At 58.2% G+C, this 19,574-nt stretch carries 16 protein-coding genes; 11 read left to right on the forward strand and 5 right to left on the reverse strand.

Annotated features, from left to right (window positions below):
* Positions 1 to 2 precede the first annotated feature (2 nt).
* The gene (locus CLM58_RS07245) at positions 3 to 2,039 is read right to left on the reverse strand and encodes a tripartite tricarboxylate transporter permease (RefSeq protein ID WP_095595282.1); all 2,037 of its coding nucleotides are present in this window, start codon (positions 2,037 to 2,039) and stop codon (positions 3 to 5) included.
* A 72-nt stretch (positions 2,040 to 2,111) separates the two neighbouring features.
* The gene (locus CLM58_RS07250) at positions 2,112 to 3,200 is read right to left on the reverse strand and encodes a type 2 periplasmic-binding domain-containing protein (RefSeq protein WP_188720559.1); all 1,089 of its coding nucleotides are present in this window, start codon (positions 3,198 to 3,200) and stop codon (positions 2,112 to 2,114) included.
* Between the two features lie 136 nt (positions 3,201 to 3,336).
* Between CLM58_RS07250 and CLM58_RS07255 the strand changes: the two genes are divergently transcribed.
* The 5 genes from CLM58_RS07255 (at position 3,337) to CLM58_RS07275 (ending at position 9,225) form a co-directional block, all read left to right on the forward strand.
* Entirely contained in the window at positions 3,337 to 4,008 is a 672-nt protein-coding gene (locus CLM58_RS07255; RefSeq protein ID WP_095595585.1) for a response regulator transcription factor, read from the forward strand.
* Positions 4,005 to 5,366 (forward strand): sensor histidine kinase, encoded by a 1,362-nt coding sequence (locus CLM58_RS07260; protein ID WP_095595283.1) that lies wholly within the window; start codon positions 4,005 to 4,007, stop codon positions 5,364 to 5,366. The genes CLM58_RS07255 and CLM58_RS07260 overlap by 4 nt, the downstream gene beginning before the upstream one ends.
* A 179-nt stretch (positions 5,367 to 5,545) precedes the next feature.
* Positions 5,546 to 7,003 carry a xylulokinase gene (gene xylB, locus CLM58_RS07265; protein ID WP_095595284.1) on the forward strand — a complete coding sequence of 486 codons (1,458 nt, stop codon included), beginning with the start codon at positions 5,546 to 5,548 and terminating at the stop codon, positions 7,001 to 7,003.
* Between the two features lie 12 nt (positions 7,004 to 7,015).
* A complete protein-coding gene (locus CLM58_RS07270; RefSeq protein ID WP_143226538.1) occupies positions 7,016 to 7,942 on the forward strand; it encodes an aldose epimerase family protein in 927 nt (308 codons plus the stop codon).
* Positions 7,939 to 9,225 carry a cytochrome-c peroxidase gene (locus CLM58_RS07275; RefSeq protein WP_095595286.1) on the forward strand — a complete coding sequence of 429 codons (1,287 nt, stop codon included), beginning with the start codon at positions 7,939 to 7,941 and terminating at the stop codon, positions 9,223 to 9,225. Before CLM58_RS07270 ends, CLM58_RS07275 begins: the two co-directional genes overlap by 4 nt.
* Here the strand turns inward: CLM58_RS07275 and CLM58_RS07280 are convergent, their stop codons facing one another.
* Both CLM58_RS07280 and CLM58_RS07285 read right to left on the reverse strand, forming a co-directional pair.
* A complete protein-coding gene (locus CLM58_RS07280; protein ID WP_095595287.1) occupies positions 9,226 to 10,737 on the reverse strand; it encodes a CRTAC1 family protein in 1,512 nt (503 codons plus the stop codon). It abuts the gene before it with no gap.
* The gene (locus tag CLM58_RS07285) at positions 10,727 to 11,914 is read right to left on the reverse strand and encodes an ROK family transcriptional regulator (RefSeq protein WP_229666231.1); all 1,188 of its coding nucleotides are present in this window, start codon (positions 11,912 to 11,914) and stop codon (positions 10,727 to 10,729) included. Before CLM58_RS07285 ends, CLM58_RS07280 begins: the two co-directional genes overlap by 11 nt.
* A gap of 195 nt (positions 11,915 to 12,109) precedes the next feature.
* On the opposite strand from CLM58_RS07285, the gene xylF reads away from it, so the two are divergent.
* The 4 genes from xylF to xylA all read left to right on the forward strand — a co-directional run bounded on the left by xylF (position 12,110) and on the right by xylA (position 16,662).
* On the forward strand, positions 12,110 to 13,120 hold the full coding sequence (gene xylF, locus CLM58_RS07290) for a D-xylose ABC transporter substrate-binding protein (protein WP_095595586.1): 1,011 nt from the start codon (positions 12,110 to 12,112) through the stop codon (positions 13,118 to 13,120).
* A gap of 81 nt (positions 13,121 to 13,201) precedes the next feature.
* Positions 13,202 to 14,503: a sugar ABC transporter permease gene (locus CLM58_RS07295; RefSeq protein ID WP_095595289.1), complete on the forward strand. Its 1,302-nt coding sequence runs from the start codon at positions 13,202 to 13,204 to the stop codon at positions 14,501 to 14,503.
* 62 nt (positions 14,504 to 14,565) lie between these two features.
* On the forward strand, positions 14,566 to 15,300 hold the full coding sequence (locus CLM58_RS07300; RefSeq protein WP_095595587.1) for an ATP-binding cassette domain-containing protein: 735 nt from the start codon (positions 14,566 to 14,568) through the stop codon (positions 15,298 to 15,300).
* Positions 15,301 to 15,354: 54 nt separating this feature from the next.
* Positions 15,355 to 16,662: a xylose isomerase gene (gene xylA, locus CLM58_RS07305; RefSeq protein WP_095595290.1), complete on the forward strand. Its 1,308-nt coding sequence runs from the start codon at positions 15,355 to 15,357 to the stop codon at positions 16,660 to 16,662.
* An 89-nt stretch (positions 16,663 to 16,751) separates the two neighbouring features.
* Here the strand turns inward: xylA and CLM58_RS07310 are convergent, their stop codons facing one another.
* Entirely contained in the window at positions 16,752 to 17,813 is a 1,062-nt protein-coding gene (locus CLM58_RS07310) for an AbrB family transcriptional regulator (RefSeq protein WP_095595291.1), read from the reverse strand.
* 188 nt (positions 17,814 to 18,001) lie between these two features.
* Between CLM58_RS07310 and CLM58_RS07315 the strand changes: the two genes are divergently transcribed.
* Together CLM58_RS07315 and CLM58_RS07320 are read left to right on the forward strand one after the other, a co-directional pair.
* Positions 18,002 to 18,490, forward strand: a complete 489-nt coding sequence (locus tag CLM58_RS07315; protein WP_158221870.1) for a MarR family winged helix-turn-helix transcriptional regulator — start codon at positions 18,002 to 18,004, stop codon at positions 18,488 to 18,490.
* Positions 18,484 to 19,572, forward strand: coding sequence for an efflux RND transporter periplasmic adaptor subunit (locus CLM58_RS07320; RefSeq protein ID WP_095595292.1), 1,089 nt, complete (start codon positions 18,484 to 18,486; stop codon positions 19,570 to 19,572). Before CLM58_RS07315 ends, CLM58_RS07320 begins: the two co-directional genes overlap by 7 nt.
* Positions 19,573 to 19,574: the final 2 nt, after the last annotated feature.

Raw genomic sequence — 19,574 nt, forward strand, 5'->3', positions numbered from 1 at the left:
GCTTAACCACCTCCAAGCGGCCAAGGCAGTTCCACAGCGGCTTGCAGTAGACCCGGAGGGAAGTCGCGGTTCAGCGCGCCTGCCATCAGGCACATGAAGCCGATCCCACAGGCGGTCAGGATCAGGGTCTGCAGCCAGCTTGATCCTGCACGGAAGCGGAAGAAGGCAATCAGGAACCCGACCAAGGCCAGAATGAAGCCGACGAACCAAGTGGCCGCGATCAGCGCGCCAAACCAAAGCAGCGTTCCCCAAAGGCCATAGGGGGCCTCGGCATCTTCACCCGCGACTTCCTTGTCCGCGAAGATCGCATCGCCTTCGGGGCGACGCATCATCTGGATCAGAAGGATCAGGCAGCAGCCCAGAGAGACGCTACCAACGACCAGCGGGATCACCTTGTCGGTCATGTTGTAGTCGGGGATCATGTTGGCGTTGATCAGTGCGAAGATCAGGTAACCGGCGATAACCAGCAGGAAGACCAGCGGAGCGCGTTTACTGCCGGACTGAACTTCACCCTCGGCCATAATCGTCTTGGCTTGGCGGATACCCAGCACCACCGACACCAAAGTGACGATGATCAGCACGATGACGATGGGGCTGAAGATATACTCGATCCCCTCTTCAAAGCTTTTGCGGAAGCGGAAGCTGGCGATCTGGAAGGCCTGATTGGTGAATTTCTCAACCGGGTTCGACAGGACAAAGCCGATCAGGAAAGCCGGGCGAGACCAGTCGAAGCGGCGCAGGAAGATGCCGATCAACCCGATCACAAACAGGGCCAGCAGGTCTTCGAAGTTCTGTCCCGACTGGAAGGCCGCAAAGCTGATCAGCATGAACAGGAACGGCGCCAGATAGGTGAACTTGATTGTCGTCAGCTTGGCGATGCCGCCAGATGCCGCGATACAGATCACCGTGCCCACAACGTTCGCGAGGGCCAGCAGCCAGACGATCGAATAGGTAATATCCAGATTGTTTTTCAACATGCCCGGACCAACCTCGATATCGCCGGAACCCAACAGGGCCACCGCGCCGATAAAGATCGCCATCGAGCCAGAGCCGGGGATGCCGAACAGAAGGGTGGGGACCAGCCCGCCGCCCTCTTTCGCGTTATTCGAGCTTTCCGGCCCGATCACGCCGCGCACTTCGCCTTTGCCGAAGTTCGACTTGTCCTTGGTGGATTGGACCGCGTGGCCATAGGCGATCCAGTCAACAACCGATCCGCCCAAGCCGGGGATGACGCCAACAACGACGCCGATGATCGAGCAGCGAACCGACAGCCAGATATTGGCGAACCAGTCCTTCACCCCGTCCAGCCAGCCGGCCCCAAGGCTTGCGCCTTTGGCGATGGAGCGGTCCTGGCGCAGCAGCGAAACGATCTCGGGGATGGCAAAGATGCCCAGCCCGACAATGACCAGCTTCAGGCCGTCCGTCAGATAGGGAATGTCGTAGGTGGCCATGCGCAGGCTGCCGCCCGCGTCAGCCTCGCCGATCGTTCCGATCATCAGGCCAAGGCCCGCAGCAGCAAGCCCCTTCAGCGCGACGCGGCCTGCCAGAATGGCGACCATCGACAGGCCAAGGATCGTGATCATCAGCATCTCGGGCAGGCCAAAGGCCAGAACAAGGGGGCGGGCGACCAGAATGAAGATGGTCAGAAAGCTCGCGCCCACCAGACCGCCGAACAGTGACGACGCGAACGCTGCCGACAGGGCCCGCGCGGCTTCACCTTTCTTTGCCATTGGAAAGCCGTCCAGCACCGTCGCCTGCGAGGCCGAGCTGCCGGGGATCCCCATCAGGACAGATGCAAACGTGTCCGATGTTGGAACCACCGCAACCATCCCGATCATCAGCGCCAGACCAAGGATCGGGTCCATGCCGAACATGAAGGGCAGAAGAAGGGACAGGCCGGCAATGCCGCCAAGGCCGGGGAATACACCTACTGCAAGACCCATCACGACACCCAGCACAAGATAGCCAAGAACGATAGGTTGCAGGATCAGAGCCCACGCGTCACCAAGCGCAGGAAGTGCGGTCGCGAACATCTCCATAGGACTCGCTTTCGATAAAATGTCAGATTTGAAAGTGGCGCGCCCTTTGGGGGCGCGCCTGATGCGAAGTGCTTACTTCAGTTCAACGCCATAGGCTTCTTTGAGCCAGTTGACGACGAAGGCTTTCGCGTCGTCGGGAACTTTGGTCGCGCTGTCCAGCGCCAGTTGTGCCGTCTCACCGGTCATCTGCGGATAGATGCCAAGACGCTTGGCCGAGATTTCAGCGAAATCAGGGCGTGCTTTGACTTCTTCCAGCGCCGTAACCCAAGTGTCGATCGCTTCCTGAGGTGCGCCCTTGGGCAGGAAGAGCAGCTTTTGTGCAGGGAAGCCGGCGATGAAGAAGGCTTTCCAGGCTTCCCAGGACTCTCCGCTGGTTTCACAGCCATCGGTGGCTTCGCAAACTTCTTTGAAGCTTGGGATGTCGGGGAAGGTCGGGTCGCGAACAATGTTGCCATCGTCGTCAAGTGCGCCCCAGGTCATCATGGGAACCGCAGTGCCAGCCTCGACCAGACCAACCGACGCGCCCAGATAGGCCGAAGAGGTCTGGTAATCGATGTTGGCTTCGCCGCGTTCGAACATCAGGCGACCGTCGCTACGGCCTTTTACACCGAAGACCGGCTCGACATTCATGCCCAGCATTTCCCAAGCCAGCAGCGGCACAAGGTCAAGACGGGTTGCGCCCTGCGAACCGTAGATGAAATCGGTGTCCTTGAGGTTATTGGCCGAACCGTCGAACTTGGCGCCATCCTCGGGGTTCAGGTAGGCCACGCCGCCGGTACCAGAGGCCAGAACGGGGTGCCAGTCGGCATATTCATAGCGTACGCGCGGATCGCCCAGAAGGTAGGGGAACTGGGTGGAGCCGGAAGAGCTGAACACGGTGGTGCCGTCTTTGTATTCCTGATTCTGGAACCAGTTCGCGCCCTTGGTCGAGCCCGCGCCCGGCATGAACTTTACCACGATAGTGGGGTTGCCCGGCAGTGCTTCGGACAGAAGCGGTGCATAGAAGTTGGCCCATTTGGCCGATCCGCCGCCTTCAGAGAAGGGGATCACCCATTCAATGGTTTTGCCGGTGTAGTCGATTTCGGCAGCGGCCGGTGCTGCAATGCCCGCAGCCGCGATCATGCCGACGATGGCACGACGAGTGAATTTGGAAATGGTCATATGATCCTCCCTAATGACCAGTCAAACACACAGACGCCCTTGAGGCGACCTTGTCTGACAAATTACGGGGATTGATTCCCCCTCCGATCTGCCGATCATGGGAGCCCAACCTTGCGTGAACCTTGCGGGACCAAAGATGCGGATTGTCGTTGTCGAAGATAATGAGACCCTTGCAAAGGCGATTTCCTATCGCCTGCGTGACCGTGGTCATGCGGCGGATGTCTTGAACGACGGCGAAGAGGCAGATTCGTTTCTGGCCCGGGAAGGGGCCGATCTGGTGGTTCTGGACATCAACTTGCCGGGAAAAACCGGTCTGGATATTCTCAGAAACCTGCGCGCGCGCGGTGACAATGCGCCCGTTATCCTGCTGACGGCACGAAGCGAGACCAGCGATCGCGTCGCCGGGTTGGACCTTGGCGCAGATGATTATCTGGTTAAACCATTTGAAATGGACGAGTTGGAGGCCCGCATCAGGGCCTTGTCCCGCCGCAAGAATCTGGCCTTTGGAGCGGTCGAAACCATCGGCGTGATTTCCTTTGACCGAACGTCCCGGCAGGTCACTGCAAACGGAGAGAGTTTGGATATTCCGCGTAAGGAACTGGCGGTGCTGGAGTGTCTGTTGGAAAGGCGCGGACGGATCGTTTCAAAGCCGGTACTGACCGACCATGTTTATGGGGTCGGGGCGGCTGTCGATGACACAGCGGTTGAACCCCTTGTCTCGCGTCTGCGCCGTCGTTTGGCAGAGCATGGCGTGGTCATCAAAACCGCGCGCGGTCTGGGGTACATGCTGGAGACGGCCCAGACATGACGCATGTGTATTCCCTGCGCCAACGCCTGTTTTTCCTGATCCTGACGCCGCTTTTGTTCATGGCTGTCTTATTGGGGTTCTGGCGCTTAACGGTTGCGCAAAAAACGGCGGAAGAGCTGTTTGACCGGTCGCTTCTGTCTTCGGCACTTGCGATTTCTCGCGATGTAGCGATCTCGGGCGGGGATGCCTTGCTGCCCTCGACCAGCGAAATGATCTTTGATGCCAGCGGAGGGCAGGTCTTTTACCACGTGACGGGGCCGGGAGGCATCTATGTGACCGGCTACGCCTATCCACCCACGACGAACGTTTTGCGCGCGACCCAGCTTTCTGATCCGATATTTTTCGAAGCGACATACCGCGATGAAGCCGTCCGCGTTTTGCAGATTACCGAACAGGTCCTCATCGAAGGGGTGGCAGGCAATGCGGTGGTGACCGTCTGGCAAAGAATTTCGGATCGAAATCGCTTTGCGGCCCAGCTTGCCTTGCGTGCTGTCGCGCTAATCGGCGGGTTGCTTCTAACCTTGGCGGTGGTCGTTTGGTTTGGCGTCGAGCGCGGCTTACGCCCGCTTGTCGACCTACAGCAGGCGATTGCGATGCGCTCTCCTGACGATCTAAGCGAGATAAAGCGCCCCGTGCCAAAAGAAGCGAAGGGGATTGTCGACACGCTCAATCGTCTGTTTTTCAGGGTGCAAGCCAATATGACGGCGCATCAGGTCTTCATTTCCAACGCCGCTCATCAATTGCGTAACCCGGCTGCTGCGGTCCAATCCATGGCAGAAGCGCTGCGCGATGCCCCCAACACAGACGAACGCGGTCGCCGCGTCGAGGAGTTGGTAATCGCAGCCCGCGCCTCTGCGCGCGTTGCGGAACAATTGTTGTCGATGGATCGTCTGCGCGAGCCAATGCAAGACGGTCAGAAAGAGCAGTTCGATTTGACGGTTGAGCTGCAGAAAACATGCGCCGAGGTCGGTCCGGATGTGATGTCGCGCGGTGTCGAGTTTTCGCTCGACGCGCCCGATCATCCCATCGCCATCAGTGGCGACCGGGTTTTCATCGCAGAGGCAGTCAAGAACCTGATCCACAATGCGCTGAAACATGGCGGCGACCAACTGACCTCGATCTCGGTTACGCTGACCGATATCAAAGACGCTGCATTCATCACCGTTCAGGATGACGGCAAGGGCTTGTCCCCTGCGGATAGCAAAGCCGCTTTGGGCCGTTTTTCTCAGGTCGAACCGTCCGAGGGCAGTGGGCTTGGCCTTGCAATCGCGGCATCAGTGGCAGAGCGTCACGGCGGGGCGTTGGTGATCAACAAGGTGGATCGAGGTGCCAGTCTGACATTCTCGGTCAAGCTTTGAAGTCTGGGCGATCTCATCCCGAAATTCTACCTGTTGTGCGCCCCGTTCTGCGGGATCAATCAGTCCGCGCGGGGCACAAGCGCGCAAGTTGGACGCGTTTGCATGACAACTCTGGAGTGGATTGACTCTGATTGTTTGGCCATTTAATTTAGAAATTAAAATAAAGGGAGGAGCGTGCCGTGTATCTAGGTTTAGATTTGGGCACATCGGGTTTGCGCGGAGTCGTGACAACCGAAGAAGGCGCTGTGCTGTCAGAGGCAGAGGCGCAGGTTGAAACGTCAACGCCACACCCCGGCTGGTCAGAACAAACCCCTGCAGATTGGGTGGCTGCATGTCAGGATGTGGTCGCTCAGCTTCGTGCGGCCAATGCTGATTCGTTCTCCGAAATTCGCGGTATCGGTCTTAGCGGTCATATGCATGGTGCGACGCTTCTGGATGCCGATGGCGAGGTGCTGCGCCCCTGTATCATGTGGAATGATACCCGGTCGGCAGAGCAGGCTGAACGGCTGGATAAGCTGCCTCGGATGCGCGAGATTTCGGGCAACATCGTCTTCCCTGGTTTTACGGCACCAAAGCTGGATTGGGTGCGCGAGAATGAGCCGGAGGTTTTTGAAAAGACATCCATGGTTCTTCTTCCCAAGGACTATCTGCGTTTCTGGCTGACCGGTGAATATCTCAGCGAGATGTCAGACAGCGCGGGAACCTCTTGGCTGGATGTAGGAGCTCGGGAGTGGTCGAATGAAGCCTTGGCACTTGGTGGAATGCGCTCGTCCCAGATGCCTGGCCTTGTCGAAGGCAGCGAGCCGGCCGGAGAGCTGAAATCTGATCTTTTGCGGGAGTGGGGGCTTGCTGGCCCCGTGATCGTTGCCGGCGGCGCGGGGGATAACTCTGCCGCGGCTTGCGGGATCGGCTGCCTGAACGAAGGGCAGGGATTCATCTCGCTGGGCACCTCTGGTGTCTTGCTATTGGCCCGCGAAAGCTATGCCCCGGCACCCGAAACGGCGGTCCACAGCTTCTGCCACGCTGTGCCAAATCGCTGGATCCAGATGGGTGTCATGCTGTCGGCAACCAACAGCCTGAACTGGCTGGCGCGCAATCTTGGAAAACCTCCGGCAGAACTGGCCAAGGCTTTGCCTAGCGCGGTCTCGGGGCCGTTGGGCACAACCTTCCTGCCGTATCTGTCGGGTGAACGTACGCCGCACAATGACGCGGATATTCGCGGTGCCTTTCTTGGTGTTGATATCGCATCTGGTCCTGTCGACCTGACCCAAGCTGTCATGGAGGGCGTGGCCTTTGCCCTGCGCGACAATCTGGAGGCGCTGCGCGTCACCGGGGCCAATGTCGAATACCTTATGGCCGTTGGTGGCGGGACCCGTTCGCGGTTCTGGTTAGAGACGTTGGCGACGGTCCTGAACCTGCCTCTTTGCCTGCCGGGTGGAAGTGAGCTTGGCCCGGCAATTGGTGCTGCGCGCCTTGCGATCTGTGCCGTCACCGGTCGCAGCCCGGAAGAGGTGATGACGCCCCCCGATATCGCAGAAACCATCGCGCCACGCGCAGATCTGGTTGATGCATACGAGGCCGCGTATCAGACCTTCCGTGCCTACTATCAGGCCCTCGCGCCGATGGCGCGCAGGTAGGCCGCTGTGGTCGTGTCCGCCGATACCATCGAAAGCGTCGAGCTCGTTGACGGCTCGATGCGGGTTGCGCTGCTAAGCTATGGCGCGATCACGCAAGGTTGGTGGCTTGGCGATACGCCCTTGATCCTTGGGTATGAAGCGCCTGCCGACTATCTGACCGACCCATTTTTTATGGGGGCCATAGTGGGGCGTGTCGCTAACAGGATCAGTGGTGCTCGGTTCAGCATGAATGGAGCTGAATTTCTGCTGGATGCGAACGAAGGCGCAAACTGTCTGCATAGTGGGGCTATGGGTCTGGCCCGTCAGAACTGGATCGCCGAGAAGGTGTCCCAGCAAGAGGCGCGCTTCAGTTTGTTGTCGGAAGACGGTGCGGGGGGCTTTCCCGGTCGTGTGGTCTTTACGGTTTCGGTCAAACTGCAGGCGCCGCGGCTGACATATACGTTCTTTGCGCAGCCGGACCGTCCCACGCCGATCAGCCTTGCGCAGCATAATTATTACACGCTTGGGGAAGACACCGCCCTGCACCTGAAGCTAAAGCTGGCCTCTGACCGGTGCCTGGCCAAGCGAGACGACGGCATCCCAACGGGGGAGTTGAACAAAGCTTCAGGTAATCTGGATTTCGGAACCTTTCGCAGATTAGGTGATGCACCAGAGTTGGATCATTTCTATACCTTCCGGTCCCCCGGAATGGACCAGCCTATCGCAGAGCTGCGCGCGCCATCGGGTCTGGGAATGCGGGTTTGGTCCGATCAGCCCGGGGCGCAGGTGTACACCGGTCGCGGACTCTCGACGCCTTTCACTAAAAACGGCGGTATGTGTATTGAACCTTCCGGTTTTCCGAATGCACCGAATGTGGCAAGCTTTCCATCCATGATCTTCACGCCAGACCAACCGTACCGGCAGGTGCTGGCGCTTGAAATTGACGAGGGTGGCGCATGATCCGAGCAACGCTTCTGGGTGTCTTGATGTCGGGCAGCGCGATGGCGCTGGATATTGGTCCGGCCCCAGAATTTCCCGCACCAGACATGGCGCGGGTCGAGCTGGGCTGGTTGTTGTTTTATGATCCGATCCTGTCGGGCAATCGAAACGTCAGTTGCGCGACCTGCCATCACCCGCGGCATGGGACCTCGGATGGGGTGTCGCTGGCAATCGGAGAGGGCGGTATTGGCCTTGGCCCAGATCGCCGCATTGATCCCGATAACCCACCTGAACAACGCATCCCGCGCAACGCGCCGGCCCTGTGGAACCTTGGGGCCTCGGAATTCACGACCTTCTTTCATGATGGCCGTCTAGAGACTGACCCGTCCCAACCCAATGGCATCCGGACCCCGTTGGGGATGCAGATGACAGAGGGGTTTCAGTCGGCTCTGGCTGCACAGGCGATGTTTCCGGTCCTGTCGGCCGATGAAATGGCCGGGCACTATTCCGAGAATGATGTCAGCAAAGCTGTGCGTCTGGGGCTGATCACCCCGGAAGGCGGCGCATGGGACATCATCGCGGCAAGGGTCGAGGCCATCCCGGAATACAAGCAACGCTTTTCTGACGCTCTGCCTGACAAAGACATCACCTTTGCAGAGATCGCCAATGTGATCGCCGATTTCATTGCTTTTGAATGGCGGGCTGACAACAGCCCCTTTGATCAGGCGATGTGGGGGGAAAAGCCCTTGGAGGCAGAGGCGCAGGAGGGGATGGACCTTTTCTATGGCAAGGCCGGGTGTGGAACCTGCCACTCTGGCTGGTTCCAGACAGATCACGACTTCCACGCTATTGCGTTGCCACAGATTGGCCCGGGCAAGGCCGCACGGTTCGAGAACCACTCGCGGGACGACGGGCGACTGCGCGTGACTGGCGATGCCGCTGATGCCTTCGCCTTCCGTACCCCATCCTTGCGCAATGTGACACTGACGGCCCCCTATGGGCACAATGGGGCTTTTGCCTTGCTAGAGGATATGGTTCGGCACCATCTGGACCCCGTGCAATCCTTAACCGAATTTTCGCTGGCGAAGGCGGTACTGCCCGCGTTTCCGGGGGCAGTCGATACAAGCCAACTGGAGAACAAGGAGCAGACCCAAAAGATTGCCGAAGCGAATGATCTTGAACCTCTCGCCTTAAGCGACGCCGAGATCTCTGCGATACTTGCTTTCCTCAAGAGCCTCGAAGACCCGGCAGAGCGGCTTGGTGTGCCGAAACAGGTGCCCAGTGGCTTGCCGGTAGATCAGTAGTTACCGGCTAAGGGTCACGGTCTGGTTGGCCTGAACCTTTTGCCAATCTCCGATTTCGCCGCCCGGCCAGATCACTCGTATCTCGGCGGTTTCTGCAGGACCCAAGCCAAAGTGCTCTGCCGCTGCGATGCCGCTGGCATGTCCGCCACCAATGGTGATCTCTCGAGTTTGCACGCCCTGTTCGGTCTTAAGTTCGAGAAACGCACCGATGGCCATGGGGTTGGGGCGGTCTTGCGTCAGGGTCACTTTCAGCCAGTTGCCGTTTGTTGTGGTGTTCTGGAATAGCTCGACGGTAGAGGCGCGATTGACCACAACCAAATCAAGCCAGCCGTCTGCGTTCAGGTCGGCCACGGCAGCGCCGCGGGACTTCGCCATTGAGGCGACACCCGCTTCGGCCGAGCCTTCTTTGAAATCACCGGATGCGGTTTGCATCAGCAAGCTGTTGGGGTCCAGCATCGCGGCGTCGGGCATCTGTTCCACATTGCCTTTGGCCACGAAGATGTCGTCCAACCCGTCGTTGTCGACATCAGCAAACTGCGCGTGCCAACCGGTTGACGGTCGCCCATCGTTGCCAAAATGCGGCCGGTGCGCGGTGGTGCCCCGCTCATAGGTCGCATCGCGCCATGTCGGTCCGTCCGCGCTTGGGTCGAAGATTTGCAGTTTTTGGTCACCCATCGAGGTCAGGTAGACGTCCGAGAAGCCGTCACCAGAAATATCGCGAGAGGCGATCCCCATCCCCCAGATGGAATAAGGCATCCAGCCCTCATCCGCCGTGAATTCACGGGGGTCCCCATTGATCGACCAAAGCTGTTCTTGCCCACCGCGCACGTAATAATGTCGGTCATTGCTAACGCGCAGGTCAGCGCGGCCAGATCGGGACCAATCGGAAAACAGGATGGATAATGAACAGAAACCCGGTTGCAAATCCAAGAGCGGGGCATAGCGGTCGCCGTCTGGACGGTACAGAACCGTCGGCCCACAGGCGCCAAACGGCCCGTCGGGGTTGCTGCGATCGACATAGGTGCCAAAGGCAAGCGTTGGCAGGGTCTGCTCGGGTTCCCACGTGGCCGAGAAACCAGTGGTCCAATGGTCTTCAGTTTGAAAACCAAGCGTTTCGAAGGGGGCGAATTCGCAGTCGGGTAACCCGCGCATAAGCAAGTCTGGTCCGACGCGCAGAATGGCAAGATCCATCTGCCCGTCACTGTCGATATCGATGGGGTAGGCGCCAGTGACGCCAGTTATTTGCAGGCTTTCGGGTGTTCCTGCTGCGAAATCCAACCTTTCAGCCGAACGGTTCCGAAACAGCTGCGCCGGGTTGGTCCCGCCTGCCAAGAATATCTCGGGCAATGCGTCGCCATCACAGTCGAATACCGCGACCCCGCCACCAACAAAATGCTCCCATCCGCCATCATAGACGTGATTGGGGGCGTCGATCTGCTCAAAACTCGGCTGCGCGCAAACGGGAAGGGCGGCTGTCGACAGGCACAGTGCCCAAAACAGCTCAGGACGCATGAGAGGCCATCTCTTTCACCTTCAAAATCGAGACCTGTTCGATCCCATAGGCCGTGGCGCCCTTGGCCCACATTAGATCGCCCCAGTCATGAGGTTTGATCTCGGGCAGCGGCGCATCAACCTTTACCACGTTGCTCTTGATGCGCTCTAGCACTTCGTCAGAGCACAAGTGACCAATGTTCTCTTTTGCGCCAGACACGATAATCTGTTCAGGGTCGAATAGATTGATCAGGTTGGATACGCCCATGCCAAACATGCGGCTGGCCCGTTCCAGAACGGACTTTGCGCCGATGTCTCCGTCATCCGCTCTTTTCTGAATGTCCGAAACCGATTTCGGAGAGCTGTCCTGCATCGCAATGACAGCTTCGCGCATCAGGGCGTATTCACTGACATAGGCCTCTAGGCACCCGCGCTGCCCGCATTGGCACAACGCGCCGTCTAACTGCACCTTTGTGTGACCGAATTCCGCGCCGCACCCGCGTTCGCCCCGGTGAAGTTTGCCGTTAAGGATGATGCCAAGGCCGACGCCGTGTTCGATTGTGACGACCAGAAAATTCCTATGTCCGCGCCCCAGACCGAACAGTTGTTCTGCCTTGGCGACAAGGTTTGCGTCGTTTTCGATAAACGCGGGGCAGGGGAGGCCTGCTTCCAGTTTAGGCCGGAAATCGACATTGTTTTCAGTGATCGAGGAGGACCAATAAACAAAGTTTCGCTCTGCATCGATCATGCCAGCGAGGCCGATCGAAATGCCTGAGACGTCAGACAAAGACAGATCAGCCTGATGGCAGGTCTCTTCAACGGCCTTGCGGATTTCCTGTACGAATGTGTCCGCAGGCATCCGGGGGTCTTGCAGCATGTACTGGCTTTGCTTGATCTCGTTTCCTTTGAAATCGACAAGCATCACCAGGATCATATCGCGCGCAATTTTCAGACCGGCAATGACCTGAGACGTTGGGTCCAACTCCAGCAACACGCGAGGTCTGCCACGCTTGCCTGAGTCGGCGGGAGAGTCTCCGGCTGTTTCTCGAATCAATCCAGCGCTCATCAGATCGGCGGTTGCCGTTGTGACGGTCGCGGGGCTGGTATTCAGCGCGGCGGCAATGTCGATTCTGGATATCGCTCCAGAGGTCCGAATTTGCTCTAAGACCCTGAGGCGAGTGACGTTTCTTTGGTCCAAGCCGTTTTGAAGTTGGTTGTTTTTCAGCGTCCCGCCCCCCTCGGAATCTCATTTTTTCAGCACTTTAACCAAATCATCAGAGCAAGAACAGACTTTATTATTTTACTGGATGAAATTAATATGCTATCTACACTACACAGGGGCCGCGAATCGCATTCGATCGAAGAAAACGGTCCTGTTAATTGGGAGGAAACCATGAATCGTATTTTCGGGTTAACGGCTGCTGCCGTTCTGATGGGCACCGCAGCCTATGCGGATATGACGGTCGGCGTGAGCTGGTCGAACTTTCAGGAAGAACGCTGGAAGACTGACGAAGCGGCCATCGTTGCTGCATTGGATGCAGCAGGCGCAACTTACGTTTCGGCAGACGCGCAGTCGTCTTCTTCGAAGCAGCTTTCCGACGTAGAAAGCCTGATCGCTCAGGGCGTTGACGCTCTGATCATCCTTGCGCAAGACGCGCAGGCCATTGGCCCGGCAGTTCAAGCTGCAGCAGATGAAGGCATTCCTGTCATCGCGTATGACCGCCTGATCGAAGACTCGCGTGCCTATTACCTGACCTTCGATAACGTCGAAGTCGGCCGCATGCAGGCTCGTGCCGTATTCGCGGCGATGCCCAAAGGCAACTACGTCATGATCAAGGGCTCCCCGACTGACCCGAACGCAGACTTCCTGCGTGGTGGCCAGCAAGAGATCATTGCAGATGCGGTTGCATCCGGTGACATCAAGATTGTCGGCGAAGCCTATACCGATGGCTGGCTGCCGGCGAACGCACAGCGCAACATGGAGCAGATCCTGACTGCGCAAGACAACAAAGTTGACGCGGTTGTCGCGTCGAACGACGGCACCGCAGGTGGTGTTGTTGCTGCGCTGACCGCGCAGGGCATGGAAGGTATTCCGGTCTCGGGTCAGGATGGCGACCACGCCGCGCTGAACCGCGTTGCTCTGGGTACTCAGACTGTGTCCGTCTGGAAAGACGCCCGCGAGCTGGGCAAAGCCGCTGGCGAGGCTGCCGCAGCCTTGGCAGGTGGTGGAACGCCAGAAGGTTACTCCGAGTGGACTTCGCCTTCGGGTACCACCCTTCAGGCCAGCTTCCTGGCGCCGGTTCCGATCACCGCAGACAACCTGACGGTTGTTGTTGATGCGGGCTGGATCAGCAAGGACGCATTGTGCCAGGGCGTTTCGAACGGCCCTGCGCCGTGTAACTAACGGCTAACCGAATTCTGTGGCCCAGTTAGGTCAGGGCCACAGTCTACCTTATAAAAATCGCGCTGAATGAAGAGGTCTGGCATGGCTAGCACCACAAATCAGCCAATCCCTAAAAAGCAGAGCGGCAACCTGTTCCAGCAGCTGGAACTGGACACTCGACTTTTGGGCATGATTGGCGCCTTTATCATCCTTTGTATCGGGTTCAACATCCTGACAGATGGACGCTTCCTGACACCACGAAACGTTTTCAACCTGACGATCCAGACGGTTTCGGTCGCAATCATGGCCTCTGGCATGGTTTTCGTCATCGTGAACCGCCATATTGACCTGTCGGTTGGCGCACTGCTGGCGACAACTTCGGCTGTCATGGCGATGACGCAGACCCATATCCTTCCCAATGTTCTGGGTCTTGGTCTGGGTCACCCGATGATCTGGGTCATTACGATCTTCGTCGGTTTGCTTGTCGGCACCCTGATTGGCGCCTTCCAAGGCTGGCTGGTCGGCTACCTGACAATCCCCGCCTTTATCGTGACGCTTGGTGGGTTCCTTGTTTGGCGCAACGTTGCCTGGTACCTGACTGACGGCCAGACCATTGGCCCGCTTGATCAGAACTTCCTGGTCTTTGGCGGAACCAACGGCACCCTTGGCACCAGCTGGAGCTGGATCCTGGCCTTCGCTGCATCGGCGATTGCGATCTGGGCCCTTTGGGGCGCTCGCCGCGCCAAGGCTTCGCATGGGTTCCCGGTCAAGCCGATCTGGGCCGAGGTGACGCTGTCTGCAATGATCCTGGGTTTGATCTGCGGTTTCATCGCAACCCTAAACGCCTATACGATCCCCACCCGCCGTCTAGAGCGCATGTTTGAGGCCCGCGGTGAGGTCATGCCAGAAGGTCTGACAGTTGGGTACGGTCTGCCGGTTTCGGTTCTGATCCTGATCATTGTCGCGATCACCATGACCCTTGTCGGACGTCGTACCCGCCTTGGACGCTACATCTATGCAACCGGTGGCAACCCGGAAGCGGCCAGCCTGTCGGGCATCAACACCCGCCTTCTGACCGTGAAACTCTTCGCCCTGATGGGGTTCCTCTGTGCCCTGTCAGCGGTTGTTGCTTCGGCCCGCCTGTCCAACCACTCGAACGACATCGGGACTCTGGACGAACTGCGCGTGATCGCGGCGGCCGTCATCGGTGGCACCGCCCTGTCGGGTGGCTTCGGGACGATCCATGGCGCAATCCTTGGGGCCCTGATCATGCAGGCTCTGCAGTCCGGCATGGCGATGGTTGGCGTTGATGCGCCGTTCCAGAACATCGTGGTTGGTACCGTACTGGTCGCCGCCGTTCTGATCGACATCCTGTACCGTAAACGTTTGGGAGATGCGTCGTGACTACTGATACCAATAAAACCGCAGCTCAGCGTCGCGCTGATGGCGATACGCCGTTGGTGGAAATGAAAGACATCTCGATCGCGTTCGGTGGCATCAAGGCCGTGGACCATGTGTCCGTCGATCTACACCCCGGCGAAGTTGTGGGCCTTCTGGGCCACAATGGGGCGGGCAAGTCGACGCTGATCAAGGTCCTGTCGGGCGCCTATCAAAAGGACGACGGCGAGATCTTGGTCAACGGAAAGCATGTCGAGATCAACAACCCGCGGGATGCGCGTGCCAACAACATCGAGACGATCTACCAGACGCTCGCCTTGGCCGACAACCTTACCGCCGCGCAGAACCTGTTTCTGGGGCGCGAGTTGGTCACCCCGATGGGACTGGTCGATGACAGTGCGATGGAAGCGGAATGCCGCAAGATCATGGGTCGCCTGAACCCGAACTTCCAGAAGTTCAGCGATCCGGTCAGCGCCCTGTCCGGCGGTCAGCGGCAATCGGTGGCGATTGCCCGGGCGGTCTATTTCAACGCCCGCATTCTGATCATGGACGAGCCCACAGCCGCCCTCGGCCCGCACGAGACACAGATGGTCGCGGACCTGATCAAGCAGCTCAAGGCCGAAGGTATCGGTATCTTCCTGATCGATCACGACGTTCACGCAGTGATGGACTTGTGTGACCGCGCCAGCGTTATGAAGAACGGCCAGTTGGTCGGCACCGTGAACATCCCCGATGTCACTGACGACGACCTGCTTGGCATGATCATTCTTGGCAAAAACCCTGGCGAAGCTGACGCATCGTAAAAGAACAGAAATACGCGGCCCCGAAAGGGGCCGTTACACAAAGGGAATGACCTGATGAGTACAGGATTTTTTGAAGGCATTGAGCCGCAGAAATTTGTCGGTCCCGACAGCAAAGCCGAACTAGGGTTCCGTCACTACAACCCGGACGAGGTCGTCCTGGGTAAACGGATGGAAGACCACCTGCGGTTCGCAGTCGCGTATTGGCACAGCTTTGCGTGGGAAGGCGGCGATCCGTTTGGCGGTCAGACGCTGATCCGCCCTTGGCATCCGCAGGATGACATGGGCCGTGCCAAGATGAAGGCCGATGTTGCGTTCGAGATGTTCGAAATTCTGGGCGCGCCCTTCTATTGCTGGCACGACGCTGACATCCGCCCGGAACAGGGCATCTATGCCGAGAACCTCGCAACGCTGGAAGAAATCACCGACTATCTGGGTGAAAAGCAGGAAGCCTCGAATGTAGAGCTTCTGTGGGGTACTGCCAACATGTTCAGCCACCGTCGCTGGATGGGTGGAGCCTCGACCAACCCGGATCCGGATGTGTTTGCCTATGCCGCCGCGACGGTCAAAGGTTGCTTGGATGCGACCATGAAGCTGGGCGGTCACAACTACGTGCTGTGGGGCGGTCGAGAGGGCTATGAAACCCTGTTGAACACCGACCTGAGCTGTGAGTTGGACAATATGGGCCGGTTCCTGAACATGGTCGTCGACTACAAACACAAGATCGGCTTCAAAGGCGCGATCCTCGTCGAACCCAAGCCGCAAGAACCGTCAAAGCACCAGTATGACTATGACGCAGCCACCTGTATCGGCTTCCTACGCAAGTACGGTCTGGAGAATGAGGTTAAGCTGAACCTTGAGCAGGGGCATGCAATCCTTGCCGGTCATAGCTTCGAGCACGAGATCGCTGTCGCAGCCGCAGAAGGTATGTTGGGCAGCATCGACATGAACCGGAACGACTATCAGTCAGGTTGGGACACCGACCAGTTCCCAAACAACGTGCCTGAAGTTGCGCTTGCCTATTACCACATCCTGAAGGCAGGCGGTCTGAACAGTGGCGGTACGAATTTCGACGCCAAGATCCGTCGCCAGTCGATCGATCCTGTTGACCTGATCGCCAGCCATGTCGGTGGCATGGACATCTGCGCGCGCGGTCTGAAAGCTGCCGCCGCGATGCTGGAAGACGGTGGCCTAGAGGCGTTCCTTGCAGAGCGTTACGCAGGCTGGTCGACCGATGGTGCCAAAGCGATGCTGAACAGCGATTTAGCTTCGATTCAAGCGCGTGTTCTGGCCGAAGGTATCAACCCTGAACCTCGTTCGGGCCGTCAGGAGCGGTTGGAAAACTACGTCAATCGCTTCGTCTGATCGACCCACACCCTGACATGCCGCAACTTCCGCTGGGGGTTGAGTGCCTGACAAGGGTTACTTTTCGAATGGACTCTTACCGGCCGCCCTTAGGGGCGGTCGTTTAGTTTGGCCCATAGGCTGATCATCGCCACGGTCATCAAAATCCGCGCCAGATGATGTGCGGATACCAGAACCGGGCTGACGTTGAGTGTCAGCGCGATCAGGCTCATCTCGGTCACGCCACCGGGGGCGAAGCTGATAAGCATCGTCTGGAAGGACACCGGGGCCAATTGCACAAGCAAAAGCGCTAGGGCAGAGGCGATCAGAAGCGTTACGGTGATCGAGACACACCCAAGCCCCAATGACCGCACCATTTGTGATGGCGTTGCATTAGAGAAGCGGGCACCAAGACCGGCGCCAACGATCAACTGGGCAATGTTCAAGAGATTGGTTGGCCCCTGCAAATCAATGACGCCCGTAGCTTGAAGAACACCCGTGATGATCAAGGGTCCCGTCAGCGGAGCAGCAGGCAATCTAAGGCGCTGCCCGACCCAAAACCCGACAGTTGCCAAGACTGCGACCAACACCCAGTCCAAAAGATCAGCCGGAGAACGTTCAAGAGTCTCCCCGGCAGCAGAGCCGACGCTTTCGCCGGTAACGGCCAAAAACAACATTGGAACCGATACAATAACCACCACGATGCGCACAAAGTGCTGCATGCTCAGTTGTTCGACATTGGCACCCGCCTTTTCACCTAGCGTGATCGCCTCGATCAACCCGCCGGGCATCGCAGCGTAAGTGGCGGTTGCGGTGTCGTAGCCCCCGAGCCTGCGGAAAATGACAAAGTTTGCGCCCTGCACCAATACGACGAACACAGCCATCGCGGTCAGGGTCACCAGCAGGATGGGGGCCATCTGCAATACTTCTGGGCTGAAGGTGGATCCGATCATCGTCCCAATGACGGCGATAAACCCGCGCCGAAGTGTTTCTGGATAGAAGAGCTTCTGACCCGTCTTTCCAACGTATGCCAAGGACACGATGGCTGCCGCCAGCAGGCTGCCGATAAGAAACGGGATCGGCATCCCGATCAGAACCGCGAAAAAGGCGCCTGCTATACCTGCGCCAAGGACAAGAGCCAGTTGCGCGGACTTTTCTTTGATATTTTTCATTAGCTTAAAGGATCTCGTGCGCGGATGCGCGAGGGGCCGGACGGCCTATGGTCTTTAGCGCAACCTAACATCAACCTGTTACGGATCGCCAGCCAGAGTTCACTCCACAAAAGGGCAGTAGGTATTTTTATTATTGAATAGTTCATAAAGTGAAATATATGGCGAGTGAAATAATCGGAAGTGAGTCCATGACGCTCAAAGACAAACCCATTACCGACCCCGGCGACGATAGCGCTTTGACGCCTGAAATCCGTGCGATCATGGGGGTCTATTCCATCTTCACGCAAATTCAGAGCGCGATTGAAGCGATCGAAGCCGAGGATGGCATGACCGACCCGGCCCGGCGCCTTCTGATCCGGCTCGACCGGCCCTACCGAATGGGAGAGTTGGCTCGGATCACCAGATTGCTGCCCTCGACAGTCACTGCGCAGGTCGATGTGCTGGAGGGGTTGGAACTGGTCGAACGGCAACGCGACCCGACCGATCGCCGGGCATGGGTTCTGTCTCTGACATCCAAAGGTGAAACCCTGCGTGAAGAATTGGTCCACAAGGCGGGCCAACTGTTTCACGAGGTTACCGGGTTTGATGAAGCCGAAACCAAAGCCTTTGCCGCCCTGACGGACAAGGCGCGCAAGCACATAATCGATACAATCCTTGACGGGAGCCCATCATGTTGAATGCATTTTTCTTTGAAACCTTTTTGGTCAAAGCGCTCTCGCTGACGGGGCTGCTGGCCATTGCAGGTCTGGGGGCAGCCGTCCCAGATACCGCTTGGGCTCAAGACGGCGCCGTCCGCCCGGTAAAGCTGATGACAGTGGAGGAGCGCGCCAAAGGGGTGACCCGTCAGTTCTTTGGCCAAGTCGTCGCGCGCGAGACGGTTGATCTGGCGTTTCAAGTCGGGGGCCAAATCGAACAGTTCCCGGTGATCGAAGGGCAGCAAATCGCTGCCGGAGCGCTGATCGCCCAACTGGATCTAGAGCCGTTCGAGTTGCAACTGGATCAGGCAAACCTTCAACTGGATCAGGCCGAACGCACGCTGGCACGTCTAAGCCAGCTGTCCGGCACCGCTGTATCGCGGGTCGCGGCGGATGACGCAGAAACTCAGGTGGGCCTGTCCCGCATCGCGGTTCGCAATGCCGAGTATTCTATGGAGCACGCGACGCTTCACGCGCCCTTTGACGCGTTGGTTGCCGCACGCAATGTCGCGACTTTTACGACGGTCGCTGCTGGAACTCCGATCGTGCGCTTGCATGACATGTCGGACTTACGGATCGAGATCGACGTTCCGGAAATCCTGTTTCAGCGTGCAGGAGAAAACGCAGACGTCACGCTTATGGCGAAGTTCCCGGTACGCGATGAATTGTACCCCCTGAAAATTCGCGAATTCGACGCCGAAGCCTCTGCCGTCGGTCAAACCTTCCGCCTGACACTTGGCATGGATCGGCCTGCCGGGCTAAGCGTTCTTCCCGGCTCGTCCGTGACCGTGCTTGCCACGCTGGCAGACGAAGGCGCGCTGCCAATCATCCCGGTCACGGCCATGCAAATTGCCAATGACGGCTCTGTGCATGTGATGGTGTTTGAAGCCACCAGTGCCGAAGAGGGCACGGTTTCCAGACGCGAAATCACCGTAGAGCCGGATCGTGACGGGGTGTTCCAGTTGGTTTCGGGTCTGAACATCGGAGACGAGATCGTCATGACCGGGGCAAACGCATTGTCCGATGGCCAAGCCGTCCGCCGGTTCACCGGCTTTGCAGATTAACG

The sequence above is a fragment of the Actibacterium pelagium genome (assembly GCF_002285415.1).
GTDB classification, from domain to species: domain Bacteria; phylum Pseudomonadota; class Alphaproteobacteria; order Rhodobacterales; family Rhodobacteraceae; genus Actibacterium_B; species Actibacterium_B pelagium.

Bases quoted from the DNA above. Each gene is read 5' to 3' on its own strand.
- xylA (WP_095595290.1), top strand. From the start codon at position 15,355: ATGAGTACAGGATTTTTTGAAGGCATTGAGCCGCAGAAATTTGTCGGT.
- CLM58_RS07260 (WP_095595283.1), top strand. From the start codon at position 4,005: ATGACGCATGTGTATTCCCTGCGCCAACGCCTGTTTTTCCTGATCCTG.
- CLM58_RS07300 (WP_095595587.1), top strand. From the start codon at position 14,566: ATGAAAGACATCTCGATCGCGTTCGGTGGCATCAAGGCCGTGGACCAT.
- CLM58_RS07250 (WP_188720559.1), bottom strand. From the start codon at position 3,200: ATGACCATTTCCAAATTCACTCGTCGTGCCATCGTCGGCATGATCGCG.
- xylF (WP_095595586.1), top strand. From the start codon at position 12,110: ATGAATCGTATTTTCGGGTTAACGGCTGCTGCCGTTCTGATGGGCACC.
- CLM58_RS07315 (WP_158221870.1), top strand. From the start codon at position 18,002: ATGACGCTCAAAGACAAACCCATTACCGACCCCGGCGACGATAGCGCT.
- CLM58_RS07280 (WP_095595287.1), bottom strand. From the start codon at position 10,737: ATGCGTCCTGAGCTGTTTTGGGCACTGTGCCTGTCGACAGCCGCCCTT.
- CLM58_RS07255 (WP_095595585.1), top strand. From the start codon at position 3,337: ATGCGGATTGTCGTTGTCGAAGATAATGAGACCCTTGCAAAGGCGATT.
- CLM58_RS07245 (WP_095595282.1), bottom strand. From the start codon at position 2,039: ATGGAGATGTTCGCGACCGCACTTCCTGCGCTTGGTGACGCGTGGGCT.
- CLM58_RS07310 (WP_095595291.1), bottom strand. From the start codon at position 17,813: ATGAAAAATATCAAAGAAAAGTCCGCGCAACTGGCTCTTGTCCTTGGC.
- CLM58_RS07320 (WP_095595292.1), top strand. From the start codon at position 18,484: ATGTTGAATGCATTTTTCTTTGAAACCTTTTTGGTCAAAGCGCTCTCG.
- CLM58_RS07275 (WP_095595286.1), top strand. From the start codon at position 7,939: ATGATCCGAGCAACGCTTCTGGGTGTCTTGATGTCGGGCAGCGCGATG.
- CLM58_RS07295 (WP_095595289.1), top strand. From the start codon at position 13,202: ATGGCTAGCACCACAAATCAGCCAATCCCTAAAAAGCAGAGCGGCAAC.